This window comes from Aerococcus sp. HMSC10H05 (genome assembly GCF_001806975.1).
GTDB lineage: Bacteria > Bacillota > Bacilli > Lactobacillales > Aerococcaceae > Aerococcus > Aerococcus viridans_B.
Map to the genome: position 1 here is coordinate 85,660 of NZ_KV786977.1, position 16,586 is coordinate 102,245.

Annotated in this window: 19 protein-coding genes and 1 other annotated feature; of the genes, 4 read left to right on the forward strand and 15 right to left on the reverse strand. The window is 36.0% G+C overall.

What is annotated here, in order from left to right; all coding sequences use genetic code 11:
- Window positions 1-155: 155 nt before the first annotated feature.
- Complete coding sequence (gene trpS / locus HMPREF3116_RS04550; RefSeq protein ID WP_070467996.1) at window positions 156-1,151, reverse strand: tryptophan--tRNA ligase; 996 nt, start codon at window positions 1,149-1,151, stop codon at window positions 156-158.
- 215 nt (window positions 1,152-1,366) lie between these two features.
- Between trpS and spxA the strand changes: the two genes are divergently transcribed.
- Both spxA and HMPREF3116_RS04560 read left to right on the forward strand, forming a co-directional pair.
- Window positions 1,367-1,783: a transcriptional regulator SpxA gene (gene spxA / locus HMPREF3116_RS04555; RefSeq protein ID WP_070467997.1), complete on the forward strand. Its 417-nt coding sequence runs from the start codon at window positions 1,367-1,369 to the stop codon at window positions 1,781-1,783.
- A gap of 130 nt (window positions 1,784-1,913) precedes the next feature.
- The gene (locus tag HMPREF3116_RS04560) at window positions 1,914-2,612 is read left to right on the forward strand and encodes an adaptor protein MecA (protein WP_070467998.1); all 699 of its coding nucleotides are present in this window, start codon (window positions 1,914-1,916) and stop codon (window positions 2,610-2,612) included.
- A 140-nt stretch (window positions 2,613-2,752) separates the two neighbouring features.
- On the opposite strand, the gene HMPREF3116_RS04565 is transcribed toward HMPREF3116_RS04560, so the two are convergent.
- The 10 genes from HMPREF3116_RS04565 to HMPREF3116_RS04610 form a co-directional block, all read right to left on the reverse strand.
- Entirely contained in the window at window positions 2,753-3,775 is a 1,023-nt protein-coding gene (locus HMPREF3116_RS04565; RefSeq protein WP_070467999.1) for a lipoate--protein ligase, read from the reverse strand.
- Window positions 3,776-3,833: 58 nt separating this feature from the next.
- Window positions 3,834-4,370, reverse strand: coding sequence for a GNAT family N-acetyltransferase (locus tag HMPREF3116_RS04570; protein WP_070468000.1), 537 nt, complete (start codon window positions 4,368-4,370; stop codon window positions 3,834-3,836).
- A gap of 340 nt (window positions 4,371-4,710) precedes the next feature.
- On the reverse strand, window positions 4,711-5,619 hold the full coding sequence (locus HMPREF3116_RS04575) for a MetQ/NlpA family ABC transporter substrate-binding protein (RefSeq protein ID WP_070468001.1): 909 nt from the start codon (window positions 5,617-5,619) through the stop codon (window positions 4,711-4,713).
- 37 nt (window positions 5,620-5,656) lie between these two features.
- Complete coding sequence (locus HMPREF3116_RS04580; protein ID WP_070468002.1) at window positions 5,657-6,334, reverse strand: methionine ABC transporter permease; 678 nt, start codon at window positions 6,332-6,334, stop codon at window positions 5,657-5,659.
- Entirely contained in the window at window positions 6,334-7,407 is a 1,074-nt protein-coding gene (locus tag HMPREF3116_RS04585) for a methionine ABC transporter ATP-binding protein (protein ID WP_083272767.1), read from the reverse strand. Before HMPREF3116_RS04585 ends, HMPREF3116_RS04580 begins: the two co-directional genes overlap by 1 nt.
- 337 nt (window positions 7,408-7,744) lie before the next feature.
- A complete protein-coding gene (rplT, locus tag HMPREF3116_RS04590; RefSeq protein WP_003142018.1) occupies window positions 7,745-8,104 on the reverse strand; it encodes a 50S ribosomal protein L20 in 360 nt (119 codons plus the stop codon).
- A gap of 53 nt (window positions 8,105-8,157) precedes the next feature.
- Window positions 8,158-8,358: a 50S ribosomal protein L35 gene (rpmI, locus tag HMPREF3116_RS04595; RefSeq protein ID WP_070468003.1), complete on the reverse strand. Its 201-nt coding sequence runs from the start codon at window positions 8,356-8,358 to the stop codon at window positions 8,158-8,160.
- Window positions 8,359-8,383: 25 nt separating this feature from the next.
- A complete protein-coding gene (infC, locus tag HMPREF3116_RS04600) occupies window positions 8,384-8,905 on the reverse strand; it encodes a translation initiation factor IF-3 (protein ID WP_070468019.1) in 522 nt (173 codons plus the stop codon).
- A gap of 73 nt (window positions 8,906-8,978) precedes the next feature.
- Window positions 8,979-9,118: a sequence feature (ribosomal protein L20 leader region), on the reverse strand.
- Window positions 9,119-9,167: 49 nt separating this feature from the next.
- Complete coding sequence (locus tag HMPREF3116_RS04605; RefSeq protein ID WP_070468004.1) at window positions 9,168-9,614, reverse strand: hypothetical protein; 447 nt, start codon at window positions 9,612-9,614, stop codon at window positions 9,168-9,170.
- A 97-nt stretch (window positions 9,615-9,711) separates the two neighbouring features.
- Complete coding sequence (locus tag HMPREF3116_RS04610) at window positions 9,712-10,530, reverse strand: MetQ/NlpA family ABC transporter substrate-binding protein (protein WP_246819046.1); 819 nt, start codon at window positions 10,528-10,530, stop codon at window positions 9,712-9,714.
- Window positions 10,531-10,723: 193 nt separating this feature from the next.
- Between HMPREF3116_RS04610 and HMPREF3116_RS04615 the strand changes: the two genes are divergently transcribed.
- A complete protein-coding gene (locus HMPREF3116_RS04615) occupies window positions 10,724-11,257 on the forward strand; it encodes a DNA-3-methyladenine glycosylase I (protein WP_070468005.1) in 534 nt (177 codons plus the stop codon).
- Window positions 11,258-11,363: 106 nt separating this feature from the next.
- Entirely contained in the window at window positions 11,364-12,545 is a 1,182-nt protein-coding gene (locus HMPREF3116_RS04620; protein WP_070468006.1) for an HAD family hydrolase, read from the forward strand.
- 204 nt (window positions 12,546-12,749) lie between these two features.
- Here HMPREF3116_RS04620 and thrS read toward each other — a convergent pair whose 3' ends face one another.
- The 4 genes from thrS to amaP all read right to left on the reverse strand — a co-directional run bounded on the left by thrS (window position 12,750) and on the right by amaP (window position 16,460).
- A complete protein-coding gene (gene thrS / locus HMPREF3116_RS04625) occupies window positions 12,750-14,678 on the reverse strand; it encodes a threonine--tRNA ligase (RefSeq protein WP_070468007.1) in 1,929 nt (642 codons plus the stop codon).
- A 413-nt stretch (window positions 14,679-15,091) separates the two neighbouring features.
- On the reverse strand, window positions 15,092-15,544 hold the full coding sequence (locus HMPREF3116_RS04630; RefSeq protein ID WP_070468008.1) for an Asp23/Gls24 family envelope stress response protein: 453 nt from the start codon (window positions 15,542-15,544) through the stop codon (window positions 15,092-15,094).
- Between the two features lie 92 nt (window positions 15,545-15,636).
- Window positions 15,637-15,843: a DUF2273 domain-containing protein gene (locus tag HMPREF3116_RS04635; protein WP_070468009.1), complete on the reverse strand. Its 207-nt coding sequence runs from the start codon at window positions 15,841-15,843 to the stop codon at window positions 15,637-15,639.
- Window positions 15,844-15,887: 44 nt separating this feature from the next.
- Entirely contained in the window at window positions 15,888-16,460 is a 573-nt protein-coding gene (amaP, locus tag HMPREF3116_RS04640) for an alkaline shock response membrane anchor protein AmaP (protein ID WP_070468010.1), read from the reverse strand.
- Between the last annotated feature and the right edge of the window lie 126 nt (window positions 16,461-16,586).

The following is a 16,586-nucleotide window of genomic DNA, read 5'->3' on the forward strand; positions in this document are numbered from 1 at the left end:
GCCTCTCTTTGCTATATAAAAGATATTTATCATCGGGTTTCAAAAGTCAGCATTATTTGACACTTCCCAAAATGCGCCAATAACATTTCGTTATTGTTCGTTTTTTGGTCCAGTACGTCAATGCTAAACGACTTTTGTCTCACCTTCTTCTGAGCTTATCTAAAGCCAATCGCCTTTTCCATAGATGCAAGTGTTTCATTTGCTACCTTATTTGCTTTTTTAGCACCTTCTGCTAAAATGTCATCTAATTCAGATGAATCCATTAATTTTGCATGACGTTCTTGCATCGGTTCTAAAACAGAAATGACGACATCTGCTAAGTCTTGTTTGAATTTACCGTAACCAGCATTTTGATATTCAGCTACTATATCGTCAATAGAACGGTTAGCAAATGAAGAATAAATCGTTAATAAATTGGAAATTCCAGGTTTGTTTTCCTTATCGTAAGAAATTTCACCAGATGAATCTGTCATTGCTGACTTGATTTTCTTCGTAATCGTTTTAGGATCATCCAATAAAGAAACAAAAGATTTTTTGTTGTCATCTGATTTACTCATTTTCTTAGTTGGTTCTTGTAAACTCATGATTCTACCACCTTCTTTCGGTGCGTAAAACTCCGGCATTGTTAGTATGGGTTTTTCCTTTTTACCTGTGTAACGATTATTAAAACGTTCTACAAAGTTTCTAGTTAATTCAAGATGTTGCTTTTGGTCATCTCCAACCGGTACTAAATCGGTTTGATATAAAATAATATCAGCAACCATTAATGGTGGATATGTTAAAAGACCGGCTGAAACTGATGCTTGTTTAGCAGACTTATCTTTAAATTGCGTCATACGCTCTAATTCACCTAAAGCTGTATTACATTGTACAATCCACGCAGCTTGAGCATGAGCAGGCACTTGGCTTTGAATAAAAATGGTTGCTTTTTCTGGGTCAATACCTAAGGCAATATACAAGGCAGCTAATGATCTTGTATTGCGACGTAACTCCTCAGGATCTTGCGCTACTGTGATAGCATGTTGGTTCACGACACAGTAGTAAGCTTCAAAATCATTTTGTAATTCGATAAATTGCTTCATCGCTCCGACATAATTACCGATTGTTGGTGTTCCACTTGGTTGTACACCAGAAAAAATACGTTTTGTCATCTAAAAATCCCCTCACTTAAATTCTATATTAGTATAGCATATTTCTGCTAGCTTGTTGGTATCTCGCTTGTGCTTATTAGCTTTAGTTACTTCTTGTAATAACTTATTAATGATACGTCAAAATTGGTTAAAAAAACATAGTAAATTCACAAGCTCTATGGTATACTATATTTATGTTAGTTAAGAATTGTTTTTCATACAAAGGAGAGATACACATGGTAAAATTATACATATCACCAAGTTGTACTTCATGTCGCAAAGCACGAGCATGGTTAGAAGAACATGAAATTCCTTATACCGAAAGAAACATCTTTTCAGAACCATTAACCGAAGATGAAATCAAAGCTGTCCTACGCATGACAGAGGAAGGCACTGAAGAAATTATTTCTACTCGATCAAAAGCATTCCAAGAATTAAATATCGATCTTGAAGAAATTCCTTTAAATGATTTATTTGAATTAATCCAAAATAATCCTGGTTTGTTACGACGCCCTATTATTTTAGATGATAAACGTTTACAGGTTGGTTATAACGAAGATGAAATTCGTCGTTTCTTACCAAGAAGCGTTCGTAAACTTGAATTGCAACAAGCGTTACGCTCTTATGAGGAACAAGAAGCACACGCTAATTAATTTAAAAAAACAAGATAATCACGATGGAAAGAGTGCAATTTTCTGTACTCTTTTTATTTTCTAGAGTAAATTACTTTAACTTTCGCATCAATTAGTTTACACTACATAATAATAGATTGGGGTGATTACGATGGAAATGGAGTATATTAACGAAAATACTATCCGAGTATTTATAGATACTGATGATTTAATTGAACGGGGTATCTCGTTTATGGATATCATGAGCAACCAAAACGAAGTTGAGCATTTTTTCATGAGTATCCTTGAAGAGGTCGACGTGTCACAAAAATTCCAACATACTGAAGCGATCACTTTCCAAGTAATGCCGAAAAGAAACGGTATTGATTTGTATATTAGTAAAGGCTTTGGCGATGATAACGAAGAAGATAGTGCTTTCCAACAACTAATGGAGACAATTGGCGAGCTAGAAGATGAAGATAAGGCTAAATCAAGTGAACGTCAAAGTATCTTAGACGACCAAGCTAAACAAGATACCAACAGAAAAAAAATAGCTAGTGCAGGAACTGTGGAACCCCGTGTCCCTAGAGAAATTACGCTAGCCTTCCGTATATTTGAAGATTTCCTTGCTTTTGCTCGTGACTTTAAAGACCAGTATGCACAAGTAGATCTATATTTATATAATGAAGTCTACTTCGCACTAGTAAAATTTGAAGCTAACGAGTTATCTGATAGCGAGATTGAGGACTTGGCTTTCTTAGCGCAAGAATATGGTGAAGTATCCACACTAAATGCTGGATTAATTCGTGAACGCGGACATGAAATTGCTAGAGGCAATGCAAGCGTTCAAGTACGCCGAGCATTTGGTTAAATAGAATAGTTGAAAACAGTTAACCCTAAAGGTTGACTGTTTTTTTATTTAATTGATTACTACCCGTATTTTTACTTTTTTTGCACTCATCGTAAAAAGGACAAGAGTCTATACGAATCCTGTCCTCCTATAAAATTCAATTAAAGAGATGCTAGGTCAGCCAATTCCTCAGCTGTGACATTACCAAAATAGCTTTTAATATTCATACCATTAAAAACTTCAATCAAGTTTTCTCGACTATATTCTTGACCAATTAAAGCATTTTCAACATCAGTAATTTCACCTAAACCAAAGAAATCACCGTAAATTTTACATGCTTTGATTTTCCCTTTTGAGATATTAAACTGGAACTCAATTTGTCCAGCTGCCGTTCTTTCATCGCGAATAATTTCAAAGTCAGGATTTTCACCGTAGTTCCAGTCATCATTATTGGTGTATTGTTGACGGAAATTTTCAATCCATGCCCAATCATCTTCAGTCAAAACATACTCTTGGATATCCTCAAGATTTTCTACATCAAAAATATTACGTAATAAAGCTGATCTGAAATCAGACAAGGTCATATTTTGAGACGCAGCATCCATATGTGGCTTAATATTCGTTACGCGACTTCGGATTGATTTAACCCCTTTTGCTTTTAATTTAGCTGCTTTAGGTTTCAACACTTTAGTAGTTTCTTCAATATCTACATCAAACATCAGTGTACCGTGGGCTGTCATGCGACCATTCTTAGAATACATCGCATTACCAGAGAACTTTTGGTCACCGATTACAAGGTCATTTCGTCCACGTAACTCAGCACCTTCAACACCCATTTTTTTAAGCGATTCAATAATAGGTTCAGTGAACTGCTTAAAGTCTCTAAAGGAATTGCCATCATCATTTGTAATAAAACAGAAGCAAATATTGCCTAGATCATGGTAGACGGCACCACCGCCTGAAAAACGACGGACAACGTGAACATTATGTTCCTTAACATAAGGCTCGTTAATTTCAACATGCGTATTTTGATTTTTCCCAATGATAATTGAAGGTTCATTAATATAAAAGAGTAAGATTGGTTCATCTAGTTTCTTTTCATTTAATAAAAAATATTCAATCGCCAAATTGTAAGTGGGATCAAAAATTTCTTTGCCGTTACGTTCATTTTTAACATAATACATAACTAACTACCTCTCTATTTTAGACTTGATTTCAACTCGTTATAAGTAATATTTTAATCTAAAATTTAGATAAATCAAACTCGTAGGTATATCGCGGACTACCTGAAGGCATATATAGTAGACCTGTTCTAACAAAACCATTTCTTTTTAAGGTTTTCTGCATCATGATATTATCTGGATGTGTATCAATTCGTAATGCATCAATATTATTTAATATCCCCATCTTTTTAATATCCAAAAACATCTGAGTAGTCACTTTACTTCCACGTAAATGTTTAGAAACCATCACACGGTGAATGGCCAAATAAGAGCCTGATACAGTCCACTCACCTTCTGCAAGGTTTTCATACAATTCATCATAAGTACCCAAGACACAGAAGCCAGCAATGCCACCACTATCCCGGTGTTCCCAAACAAAGGCTTGATTGTGCATAATCGCATCTAATAAAATTTCACTGGATATCGTACCATTCTGCCATTGATCTATGCTATTCATTGCAAGTAAAGCTATCGCATCCTCAAGCATATCAGTTAATTGTGCCATGTCGCTCTCAACTGATCCGCGAAGTGCTAGTCCCATATTTATCTGACTCATTCATGTCTTCTCCTAAGTTCATTTTTTTCTTTAAATAAATTCAACTTATTTTATCAGATTGTATCCTTAGTGCATAGTTAGAAAAATACCAAAAATAAATGATGAAATCAATTTATTTTTACAATATTGAAATAAAAGGAGGCTGGGACAAAAATATCTCAGCCTCTCTTTGCTATATAAAATTGTTTATCATCGGGTTTCAAAAGTCAGCATTATCCGATAATGCCCAAAATGCACCAATAACATTTCGTTATTGGCCGGCTTTTGGTCAGTACGTCACAATTCTACACGACTTTTGTCTCACCTTCTTAACATATCGCTATAATGCTATTTTTGCAAATTATTCTGCCGGCTCAGTTTGACCAACAACTTCAGCAAAGTCAGCTTGAATATCATCATTATCCGTCCAAGCTGATTGATCAGCACCTGAGGTTACTTCATCAATTTTAGCTGCAGTTTCTTCTGATTGGTAAGCATCCACAATTGTTTGGATATCTTCATTTTCGACATCTTCAGATTTTACAACAACAGCGTTTTTATATTGGGCACCAAGTGAACCTAAGTCATCTGTATCTAAGAAAATAGCATCCTCTTCAGGAACTAAACCTGCGTCTACAGCATAGTTTGTATTAGCGATTACTAAATCAGCATCTGCGAGTGAGCGAGGCACCTGAGCAGCATCTACTTCAGTAATTTCAATATTTTTAGGATTAGCTGTGATATCTTCAATACTTGGTGTAATACCTGCAGCATCATCAATTTCAAGGATACCGGCTAATTCTAATAATAGTAAAGCGCGACCACCATTTGTCACGTCATTTGGGATAACCACTGATCCACCATCAGCTAAATCTTCGATACTTTCAAGTGAGTCTGAATAAGCACCCATTGGAGAGATATAAGTATAACCAACTGGTTGTAAGTCAGCATTATCGGATGCCACAAATTCAGCTAAATAAGCTAAATGCTGGAAAGCATTTAAATCTAGGGATCCATCAACTAAAGCAGTATTTGGTGTAACATAATCAGTAAAAGTTTCAACATTTAAAGTTACACCTTCATCTGCTACACGTTCAGCCACATCTTCCCAAACTAAACGTTCAGTATCCCCAACGACACCAACCGTATATTCAACTTGCTGCTCTGTTGCTGAATCAGCTGACTCTCCCTCGGTACCAGTTGTACCACATGCAGCTAAAGCAATAACTGAAGCAAAGATCGTTGCAGATAATTTAAATTTATTATTCATCATATTCTCCTCCAAAACTTGATTAGTGACAGATTAGTTAATGTTCTACTTTTTTAACCAAGCGATCAGCGATAGCTTGAGAAATAAAGACGATAATTAAAATAATGATTGTTGATACAATCGTTACGTCAGTTTGGAATCTATTGTATCCACGAGTGATAGCTAAGTTACCTAGTCCACCACCACCGATAGTTCCGGCCATAGCTGTTAATCCAATGACATTAATAATAGATAATGCAGATACTCGGATAATACCTGGTAAAGCTTCTTTAAGATAAACTCTAAAGACAATATCTCCTGTTGATAAACCCATTGCTTGTGCAGCTTCAATAACGCCCGGATTTACCTCAACCAAAGCATTTTGAATTTGACGAGCATAAAACGGCACTGTTGCTACGACTAGTGGAACAATTGCCGCTGTTGTACCAATTGAGGTACCTGCAATAAATCTCGTAATGTTTACTAGTAATGCAATCATAATAACAAATGGAATTGACCGGAAAATATTTACTAATTTATCTAAAATACCATAGATAGCCGCATTCGCTTTTAAGCCATTCGGTTGTGTAAGGACTAACCAAATCCCTAAAGCTAAACCAAGGATAAATCCTAGAACAGCCGTCCAGATGGACATGTACAATGTTTCAATTGTGGCTTCAATAAACTCATCAGGAATCCCTGCTGCATTAGGTAAAATACTTTCAATAAAATTCATTATGCATCAACCTCCCCTTGAATGTAATGGTGGCCTTCAATTTTGTATTCTTCAACTGTAATGCCTTCGTAGCCAATATAATCAATGGCTTCTTGTACCTTAGTAGCCTCGCCACTTAGGCTTAACAATAAAGTACCTACAGGAATATTTTGTAAGATTTCAATATTACCGAATAGAATATTGGCTTTAACTGAAAATTGTGTGGTTAATTGAGAAATTAACGGATCACCAGTTGAAGTACCTGAGAATGTTACACGGATCACACGGTCATCTGGATGAATATTTAATAATTCCGGATTGTTCAAAACTTCTTGGATCCCTTTCTCAATTGGCGAAGCAGATTCAATAAAGTCTTTCGTTAATTTTTGCTGTGGATTTCTAAAGATATTAAATATTGTATCTTGTTCAACAACAACGCCATGTTCCATGACAGCAACACGATTACAAATCTCTTTGATTACATGCATTTCATGTGTAATAATCACAATCGTTAAGTTTAATCGTTCATTCAATTCTTTCAGTAATTCTAGAATAGAGGATGTCGTTTTGGGATCTAAGGCTGATGTCGCCTCGTCACACAATAAGACATCTGGATCATTAGCCAAAGCTCTTGCAATAGCCACACGTTGTTTTTGTCCACCAGAAAGTTGACTTGGATAAGCATCTTTACGATCTGCTAAGCCTACTAATTCTAGTAATTCGTGAACCTTTTCTTTCTTCTCATCTTTGGATAACTTAGAATCCTTCAATGGAAAAAGGACATTTCCCTCCACTGTTCTAGCATTCATTAGATTAAAGTGTTGAAAAATCATACCAATTTTTTTACGAGAAGCACGTAATTCAGCTTCAGATAAAGCATTGATTTCCTTATCATTGACAATTACTTGTCCTGAAGAAACAGGTTGCAAACGGTTGATAGTGCGCACAAGCGTAGATTTTCCCGCACCTGAATAGCCGATAACGCCAAATATCTCCCCTTTTTCAATAGAAATATTGACATCTTTTACTGCGTCAACGATACCATTTGGTGTTTCAAATTTTACCGCGACATCTTTTAAGTCTATAATTGACATTAGTTTCACCTCTACATTTTACTTTATAAAGTTTCCTTTTTTATATTCAATCGGTTCATTCTATCATAAGATGACATCATTTAGTTTGATCTTGATTGATTTCCCCTTAAGGTAATAGCATTCCTTTGATTCCTCTATCTTCAATGTCCAGTTTGAAAAATGCCATCATTATTATTCCTACCATTTATTTTAACAAGTAATCATTAGTTGGGATAATACGAATATAACATAACTATTGATAGCTTTTTTAGATCACATATTTGTTTACGTTTCTTTAATATAAAAAAGCCCAGTAGACACTCGCTAAAAAGCTGATGCTACATGGACTTTAAATAAATTATTTGTTTAAAGCTGCTTTCGCTTGTTCACAAATTGCTGCAAATGCGTCTGCATCGTTAACTGCTAATTCAGCTAACATTTTACGGTTCATATCGATGTTCGCAACTTTTAAACCATTGATTAATGTGCTATAGCTCATTCCGTTCATACGAGCAGCTGCATTAATACGTGTAATCCATAAACGACGGAAGTCACGTTTCTTTTGACGACGGTCACGGTATGCGTAAGTGTATGATTTCATAACAGCTTGTTTAGCTGTTTTGTATAATTTAGACTTCGCACCGAAGTAACCTTTTGATAACTTAAGATATTTTTTACGACGACGACGTGTTACTGTTCCACCTTTAACTCGAGCCATTTAATTTCCTCCTTTTAGTACTGTTCAGCCCGTGACTGAACGCTTAGATAATCTTATTTGTAAGTGTCCATCATTTGAGAAATACGTTTCATATCTGATGAATGAACTGTTGTCGCTTGTTTATGTTGACGACGTTGTTTTTTAGTTTTACCGTGGAAACGGTGAGAACGTTCTGAATGACTACGTTTTAATTTACCTGTAGCAGTCTTTTTGAAACGTTTAACTGAAGCGCGGTGAGTTTTTTGTTTTGGCATGTTTTTTCCTCCTAAAATTGTTCAATTATTTGTCAGTAGCTGGTGCCATTTGAAGAGACATTGAACGTCCCTCCATTTTTGGTCTTTGCTCAACTTCTGCAATATCTTTAAGCTCTTCTGCAAAGCGTTCTAGCACTTCGCGTCCAATTTCTTTGTGCGTAATAGCACGACCACGGAAACGAATTGACGCTTTAACTTTGTCACCTTTTCCAAGGAATTTACGAGCTTGACGCAATTTTGTTTCAAAATCATTTTTTTCAATCGTAGGAGATAAACGCACTTCCTTCAGATTGACTTGTTTTTGATTTTGACGTTGTTCACGCTCTTTCCGTTGTTGCTCATAACGGTATTTACCATAATCCATAATACGGGCAACTGGCGGTTTGGCGTTTGGTGATACTAGTACCAAGTCAAGTCCAGCTTGTTCAGCTTTATCCAAAGCCTCGTCTTTACTTAACACACCTAGCTGTTCACCTTCAGAATCAATTACACGAAGTTCACGTGCACGGATATTTTCATTTACGAACACATCTTTTGCGATAGTAATACACCTCCATTGATGCTTTATAAAGAGAATTTTTTCTGCAAAACTGCATATATCTGTATGAAAGAGAAATTTCACATAGAAAAAACGACGGATAGTACAAACTCTACCCGTCGTATTAAGCACACAGATCGTGTCTGTGTGAACTGAATATCTATCAACCAGAGGACGTAACTTGTCAACTCAGGTGAGAAACGGGTGTTTCTGCTTCTTTTCTCAACCTCCATAGTGTAACATCCTTACATCAACTTGTCAATCATCTCTTTTAAACTCTTACTTTAGTCAATTCACGAATTGGGCGTCCTTTTTCATCATAAACAAAATCCTTTACACGCTCTCCATTCCCCATTGCTACTAATAATAAGTCTCGATAAGGTTCTGCCAATTCTTCAAATAGGAAAGTTTCATCATCTAATTGCTCTAGTTTGCGTTTACTGTCGATCTCACCAGGACTTCTCAACTTACATTTTTTTGATGGTAATTTATCTAGTACTCGTTTTTCAATGCGATAGTAGTAATTATCATCACCATATGTAATTTCGAGCGCACCAGAGTTAGTTCGTCTTTTATTTACATCGGTATAATTTTCTTGATGAAGCGTCCACCAGCTTTGAATGCCCTCAAAAGCCTCTTCCTCGCTAGCATATGATCCATGTTCTTTTCGAACACCGTCGCGTCGATTTTCCCAGTAGTTTGTGTAAACTTCAACCATATACATCACTCCTATTTATTTGATACCTCTATCATAAAGGAAATGACAACTGGATGTAAACGTTTTCTATGAATATTCATCTTTTCTTTATTAAGTCTTAATCAGGTAGAATCCAATATGTTTCATCTGAATTATGATTGATTTCTTCAATTTGTGCCTTAAATTCATCCGAATGATATATATTCACTACCGCTTGCACCCAATCTGCTTCTGCCGTTTCCGAGTCTGAAACAACTGCTTGCAATAATAAATCTTCACGCACATCCTCGGCTAATAACATTGTAGAGAAGTCAACACCCGCATCATAGGCAATGGAACCCGGGATAATAGCATAAGCTAAATCTTCCAACGTTCTAGGAATAGTTGCTGATTGCATAGGGATTATATCTATACCTTTAATATTTTCTGCAATATCATCTACAGTTAGCTTTTCTAGGTTTGCGTCATCGTTAAAAGTAATCCAACCAGCTTTTTCTAAAACGAGTAAGGCTCTTGTATAATTTGACGGATCATCCGGAATACCAACACGGTCTCCACTTGATACTGCTGTTAAGTCATCTTTCGTTCCTGGAAATAAACCTGTTGGCACTGTTGGAACGGGCGTAACAGCTGTTAAATCTGCGCCTGCTTCTTGGTTGAAGTTTTCTAGATATAAAGAATGTTGATCCACATTTAAATCAGCAGAACCTTCCTGTAAACCCACATTTGCTGAACGTAAGTCTGTAAACTCAATTTCTTCAACTGTATAACCTTCTTCTTCTAATTTAGGCGCAACTTGATCTAAAAATAACACACTATAAGGACCCGGAGAAGTTGCCACTCTAATCGTTGCTTCCCCACTATTCTCACTGGCACAAGCACCTAATACCAAAGTAGATAAAGAAAACAACCCAAATTTAACCAAAAATTTCATCATATCCATCCCCCATATTACATTATTTTCTACGACAACTTGATTATAGATATATTTAACAAATATTGATAATATCGAAGATAAATCACTACTAATCGTTTAAATCTATAACAACTATTAAAAGCATATTAGATTTGCTATAATTTGAATTAATCTTATTTATTATAATTTTTGCTAAGAAAGAAGGGGTTTTTTCATGCATACACGGTGCCAATTTGCTAACACGCCAGAAATGATTGCCTATCATGATAACGAATGGGGACAAATTAAAACAACAAGCCAGCAAGTCTTTGAAGCGCTGTGTTTAGAATCTATGCAGGCAGGTTTATCTTGGTCTATCATTTTGAAAAAACGACTTGCACTTAGACAAGCATTTGCCCAATTTGATATCACTCAACTGGCTAAGTTTGATGAAGCAGATATAGACCGATTAATGACAAACAAAGGTATCATTCGCCACCGGAAAAAAATTCAGGCTATGGTAAATAACGCTCAGTGTGCTTTAGCTATTGAAGATGACCCAGAATTACCCGACTTTAAACACTATATCTATGAAACAGCACAGCGATTACTTGAAGATTATGATTGTAATGAAGAAGAAATCAATAAAGCCTTTATGAGATTATTGAAAAAACGTGGTTTTAAATTTATTGGGCCTACTACCATTGAATCTTTTTTAGAGACCATTGGTGTCTATAACCACCACGATCTACAATGTTACCTTAGATAATCATGATATTAATATCATGATGACTTAGATTTTACATATTTTTATTACTAGTCCTTTATAATGGAAAATAGCGAATGATAAACACAATATATATAAGGAGAGTTTTATGCCGTTAAATATTAACCAACAAAAATGGGATCCTTTTGTTGTCCAACGTTTAAACACAGTTATACAGGAATCCGCATCTGATTTAGGTACAGATAAGGCTGATACTGAATATGCTGTGTTTGATTTTGATAATACAACCATCATGCACGATATAGAAGACCATTTAATGATGTATATGATAGACCATTTAGCCTATAAAATGACGCCTGATGAGTTCTATGAAGTATTAACAAATGGACCTATGAATTTCAATCAGCCTATTTTTTCCAACTCACAAAATAAAGCTACCTATCTTGATTTGGCTGATGATATTATTGCGCAATATCAAGTCTTATACACAGATTATATCTCTTTAGATGAGAGCGAACGTTTACCACTAGAGCAAGTAAAAGAGTGGACACAATTTGATGAGTTTGCCACAAAGCTGCGGTTATTTTATCAAAAAGTAGGTAGCGAATTTCAAAGAACGCCTGGTAAAAATTCACCTATTTATTGGTTTAAAGGCTATACAGTAAATGAGTTTAAAGACCTATCTATTGCTGTATTCGAAGATGCTTTAGCTAAACCTATTGCACTTCGTCGACTATCCTCTAGCCCACATATTCAAAGTAAGGTTGGAGAAGTTGAAGCTACTATCCAACAAGGGATCCGGATTGCTGATGAAATACTCGATTTATGGCAAGCATTAAAAGATAATAATATTACAATTTATATCATTACAGCGAGTCCAATTGATTTAGTTCGTTCAATCGTAACCAAGCCCCCCTTTAATTTAGATGCAAGTCAGGTCTTTGGCCAATGCTATGATGTTGATCAAGAAGGGGTGATAGATTCTCGCCTAGAAGCAGGAACATATATTACTAAAGGTCTAGGAAAAGTTGAAGTAATCAAAAACTTTATGGTAGAAACACACGGTAAAGAGCCAGCCATGGTGTTTGGCGATTCAATGGGGGATTACCCAATGATGACACAGCTACCTTCTGTTAAACTATCCGTACTATTTAATAGATATGCTAGTGACCGGACACAACAATTAGTTGCGAAAGGTATCAACATGTACAATCAAAAAGATGCAAATCTAGTGGTACAAGGACGCGATGAAAATAAAGGCACACTGCGTCCGAACATGGCAACGATTCCATTAGGTCAATTAGAGCCAGTGTTACAAGTAGTTGAATAATGTTTTAAGAAAAAAAGAAGGCTGCGAAAATATCTCGGCCTTCTTTTTTGTATATTCAAATTTTAAAGGTTAAACGCATGACAGCTTTTAGTCGGGTTCGTCCCTCCAGAAAGGTCTGCGTTTCAGATGAAGTTGTAGTTGACTGTCTCATCTACTGCCTTCATCTTCCAACGGTTCCTTTCTTAGCGTCGGGGCTCGCACCCTTTATTTATATGCTTTGATGTCTTGTTCTAATTGTGCTAAGAATTCATCAAATGGCATTGATGATGTTTCTTTGGAGCCGTAGCGACGTATTGTTACTGTGTTTTCAGCTATTTCATTGTCACCAAAGACTAATTGATATGGAATTTTTTGTGTTTGGGCTTCACGGATCTTGTAACCCATTTTTTCGTTACGATTATCTACTTCAACACGCATACCCGCAGCTTGCATACGACGACGAATTGCTTCAACATGGTCACCGTGTGCTTCATCGTTAACTGGAATTAATTTAGCTTGGACTGGTGCTAACCAAGTTGGGAATGCCCCTTTATATTCTTCAATTAAGTAAGCAACGAAGCGTTCCATAGTTGAAACAACACCACGATGGATAACTACTGGACGATGAGTGTCTTGACCATCTTGACCAACATAAGTTAAGTCAAAGCGTTCTGGTAATAGGAAGTCTAATTGAACAGTAGACATGGTTTCTTCATTACCTAAAGCAGTTTTCATTTGAACGTCTAATTTAGGACCATAGAATGCTGCTTCACCTTCTGCTTCAAAATAATCTAGACCTAGATCATCCATTGCTTCTTTAAGCATTGCTTGTGCTTTTTCCCACATTTCATCATCATTAAAATATTTATCCGTATTGTTTGGATCACGGTAAGATAAACGGAAACGATAGTCTGTAATATTAAAATCATCATAAACTTGTTTGATTAACTGAATTACACGGGTGAATTCTTCCTTAATTTGGTCTGGACGTACAAAGATATGCGCATCATTTAAAGTCATTTCACGTACACGTTGTAAACCAGATAAGGCACCAGATTTTTCGTAACGGTGCATCATACCTAATTCCGCAATTCGAACTGGAAATTCACGATATGAGTGAATTTCATTTTTATAAATCATCATGTGATGTGGGCAGTTCATTGGACGTAAAACTAATTGTTCACCATCACCCATATCCATTGGTGGAAACATATCTTCATGATAGTGGTCCCAGTGACCAGAAGTTTTATATAATTCAACATCTGCCATAATTGGTGTATACACATGTTCATAACCTAAAGAAACTTCTTTATCTACGATATAACGTTCGATAATACGGCGGATTGTAGCACCTTTTGGTAACCAGAATGGTAAGCCAGAACCAACTTCAGGATTTACCATGAAGATGTCTAATTCTTTACCTAATTTACGGTGATCACGTTCTTTAGCTTCCTCACGTTGCTTGATAAACTCTTTTAAGTCACGTTTTTCAAAGAAGGCCGTACCGTAAACACGTTGCATCATTTTGTTATCTGAATTACCTCTCCAATATGCACCGGCAACAGATAATAATTTGAATTCTTTAATATAACCAGTTGATGGTACGTGAATTCCACGGCAAAGGTCGGTGAATTCACCTTGTGAATATACTGTTAGCGTTTCATCTTCCGGTAAATCTGCGATGATTTCCAGTTTATATTCATCATCCGCAAAGATTTCGTTCGCTTCAGCACGTGTCACTTCGCGACGTTCAATTGGATAATTTTCTTTTACAATTTTGGCCATTTCCGCTTCAATTACTGGTAAATCTTCTTCAGTAATTTGTTTTTCTTGGTCAGTATCATAATAAAAGCCTGTTTCAATAGCTGGACCGACACCGAATCTAATGCTTGGATACAAACGTTTCATTGCTTGTGCCATTAAATGAGCAGTAGAGTGACGTAAGATGCCTAAAGCATCCTCATGTTTAGGATCTACAATTTCGATAGCGCCACCTTCATTAATTGGTGCATTTAAGTCGACCAATTCACCGTCAATTTTAGCTGCTATTGCGCGTTTTGCTAATGAGTTACTAATTGATGCAGCAACGTCACGTCCAGTAACGCCTGCTTCGAATGATTTTTTCGCCCCATCTGGGAATACTAATTCAATCATGTTTTGCCTCCCTTTCCCTTTTAAAAACAAAAAAGCCCCACCCTAGCCTATAAGACTAGAATGGGACGCTAATAAACAATATGCGTGGTTCCACCCAATTTTAATAAAATATGCAAGGCATATCTTATCCTCATATGCTGATAATGGGGGCAACCCTTACACCTTATTAAATGTGCTCTCAGCCATTTACTTCGATGCTATCTAAAGAGTGGTTCGCCATATGATATTGCAAGTTTTTCACTAACCAACTTGTCTCTAATGTCCAACCCTAAAGCTTGTCTCTTATTTTCGATATCATTATCTTATTCCAAAATAAGTATAAGCATCACATATATAATTGTCAAATCAAAATTCATATAAATGTTCTTATGAAAAGAAGACGAGTATATACCCGCCTCCTTTATCAGTGAATACTATTGTACGCGTGAACCGTCAGTGTATTGACCACTTTGGTTTGCTTGACGTCGTTGTTGTTCAGCAGCACGTTTTTGTTCGTTTTGATCGCGTTCATATTCAGCGCGTGTTAATACATCATTCACATTCATGTTTACTTCAACTACTGTTAAGCCAGTAATTTGTTGAACATTTTCTTTTACTGCTTTCGTCACTTTGTCGAATGCTGCAGGAATATCTTTTCCATACTCAGCAATAACTTCTAAATCTAAAGCAACTTCTTTCTTACCAACTTCAGCATTAACACCTTTAGTATCATCTTCACCACTAGTGAAGAAACTCTTAATTCCTGAAGTAAAGTTACCTTTTAACTCTAAAATACCATCAATGTTTTGGACTGTATAGAAAGCAATTTTTTCCAATACACGATCTTCAAAAGTTAAATCATTAGTGTGTTTTACGTTCTCTGACATGTAAAATACCCCATTTCTTTTATTGTTATTTTATATTTCATAAGTTGTATCTATTATAGCAAGATTACAAACTTAACTCAAATAATATGATTCTAAAAATTGAAAAATGAGAACCAACTTTCCAAGTCAATTTGTCCGTCAAAGTAAGCACCTGCAATGTATCCAATTGTTGAGAATACAAGAATGAATAATGCAGGTCCAAAACCTAACCACATCCACATTAAGGCAAAAATGAATGCAATCAGGCCCCCTAAAATACGATTTCTATACGGATACCAGCTACGCGGTGGTTGTTTCATATGCTATGTGCCCCCTATCAAAGTTTAGTTCAAATGAACATTTATTATCTAACGCGTGCCTGTTTATGACCGCGCGTTTGCTGATGATTTTGTTCTACGTCATATGGTGCAGCAGTCACTTTCACATTTTGAATACTTGTTCCTAAGACACTTTCCGCAGCAAGCTGCGCCTTTTCTGCAATTTGATTGGAAATCGTCTGTACATCATTGTGCTTGTCTACAGCGTAGTCAACAGTTACTTTAGTATTTTCTGGTTTTCGACCAAATTTCACAGTGACATTTTTACGTGATGCCTGTTTCACGTCTAATAATTCACGATGTACCGCTTGTACCACTGTATCACGATTAACTTTAACCTCACCATAATCATTAGACACTTTTAAAGTACGTGACTTGGCGGGTGCAACTATGCTCCATATTAAGGCTACTGCGAAGTAAATAAAGCTAAGTGCTAACAGCACAATGACTGCATTTACGAGCATTTGATTGGACACAATATTGTGGTCAACAAAATCACTTAAATAAGGTATTGGGTAAATAACTGAAGCTGTTGCCACTACTGCTAATAAAACTAAGAGTGAAAATAGGATTTGAAGAAATTTTCTTAATCCACCCATTCACTCACCTCCTTTTTGGCTCTCTATATGATATAAGTATAGCTTATCATTTTAAAGTTAATTGGACAAATAATTTGCCATAAAAATGGCCAAAAAAAAGGGTTTCTGTGTCAAATAGTGTTGGTG